At 42.2% G+C, this 1556-nt stretch carries 4 protein-coding genes; all 4 read left to right on the plus strand.

Features of this window, described 5'->3' with window-relative positions; genetic code table 11:
- Window positions 1-165: 165 nt before the first annotated feature.
- The 4 genes from ACTBDZ_RS17650 to ACTBDZ_RS17665 all read left to right on the plus strand — a co-directional run bounded on the left by ACTBDZ_RS17650 (window position 166) and on the right by ACTBDZ_RS17665 (window position 1448).
- Window positions 166-579, plus strand: a complete 414-nt coding sequence (locus ACTBDZ_RS17650) for a hypothetical protein (RefSeq protein ID WP_438816250.1) — start codon at window positions 166-168, stop codon at window positions 577-579.
- A 150-nt stretch (window positions 580-729) separates the two neighbouring features.
- Window positions 730-966, plus strand: a complete 237-nt coding sequence (locus ACTBDZ_RS17655) for a hypothetical protein (protein ID WP_438816019.1) — start codon at window positions 730-732, stop codon at window positions 964-966.
- 141 nt (window positions 967-1107) lie between these two features.
- Complete coding sequence (locus ACTBDZ_RS17660) at window positions 1108-1293, plus strand: hypothetical protein (protein WP_438816251.1); 186 nt, start codon at window positions 1108-1110, stop codon at window positions 1291-1293.
- Window positions 1290-1448 carry a hypothetical protein gene (locus tag ACTBDZ_RS17665; protein ID WP_438816252.1) on the plus strand — a complete coding sequence of 53 codons (159 nt, stop codon included), beginning with the start codon at window positions 1290-1292 and terminating at the stop codon, window positions 1446-1448. The genes ACTBDZ_RS17660 and ACTBDZ_RS17665 overlap by 4 nt, the downstream gene beginning before the upstream one ends.
- Window positions 1449-1556 lie beyond the last annotated feature (108 nt).

A 1556-nucleotide genomic window follows, 5' to 3' on the forward strand; every position in this document is an offset into this window, starting at 1 on the left:
GTATCGGTGCTATGCTCGACATCGCTCAGTCCGGTTGATGATTTGGGATCTTTATCGATTGATCAGATCGCTCAACTCGGACTGAGTTCCCTTCAGGTGATCTACTATTCGGAACAGTTATTTAGCAGGTCACAGCAAGTCAGTTAACGTAACAGCGAGATGAGTATGCAAAACGATGACATGAAAGAGTATCGCAGAAAGTTGGGTGAATTCTTTTATCCGTTCCTTGGAAATATTGAGTTAGGGAATGTTTCAGCATTGGAAAACACCACAAACCTTATTGATGCATTTATTAATTTCAATGAGGTCGGTTATTTTAACCGACCGACTACAGTTGGAAACATCAAAATTGGCGGACAAACAACGCCGCCAAGGGGTAAGCCAGAAGCAGTTGGAGGGACGGGTTTACAGGCAACCATCCCGCAAACCGAATCGACAGAATACTTCAGCCGAAAGCAGGGAGAGAACTTAATTAAGCAGTTAGAAACTATTTCACGTCAACAAAGAGAATTATCTGAACAGATTTCTTATCTTAAAAACGCTTTAGCCGTTAAAGGCATGAGCGCCAGCAATTGGTAATACATTTAACCAATTTATCAGGTTCCTTTGACTGTGGAAAGCAGGGAAACCCGCGCCGCCTGAGAGGGTCAACAAAGCAGGCACTTAACACGGAGGCCACCATGCAAAAGCTCATTGACGAAAATATTTTGATAGCCAACGGAGAATTGAATGATGCAACTTAATAAACCTCATATCACGACCTTCAATCAACCTGATCACAGGGAAAGGGGCGTTATCACTTACGGTAGTAATAATATTAATCATCCTCATTATTTGATGAACACTCAAATTCTCCCCGGGGATGACAGTGAAACAAAGGGATATAAGTTAACCATTGCCTATCTGACGGAAGAAAACAAGTGGCTCAAAAAGCAGGTGAAAAAATTAACGGGTATCGATGACTGAAACACTTTCAGCATTCCCATCATCCGCTTATCACCGCAATCAACATCACACTGATAATAAATAACACTGAACTACCGCTTTATACCCTCGCCGATATTCGTCGGCATATACATCAATCCAAATAGTTAAACGGAGAACGCCATGCAATATGCCTTTGCAGGGTGGCCTATTGCTGGCCGCTCGGAAACACAATTTGACCCGATTCGGTCAATCGAACATCACCGCTCAAATATCGTCACGGGCCAGAGCTTCAAAAACAAAAGCTGGCCGCAACGGTTATTCGAGCAGCTTATTGCAACGGTTAAACAAAAGAGGAACCCGATATGAAAATCAGTGAATCAGGACAACGTGAAATTGAGGGTATTATCTCGTCATTTTCAGATGCGGATTTGGATGTGGTTAACACCTATTACGCGTTTGCTGATAAACGGGTAAAGCAGGATGAAATTTTTACTGCCATTCGCAGGGGCTTTGTTGAATAAATAGAAAGTTTGGGTAATCATCGGAACAGATCACCATAGTTGTTTCAAAATCAGGTCTCCATGGCAAAACAAAATTTTAAAATCACTAACTGGCCCTCCTATAACAAG

Origin of the sequence: Symbiopectobacterium sp., assembly GCF_051710365.1 — a bacterium.
Taxonomy (GTDB): Bacteria; Pseudomonadota; Gammaproteobacteria; order Enterobacterales; family Enterobacteriaceae; genus Symbiopectobacterium.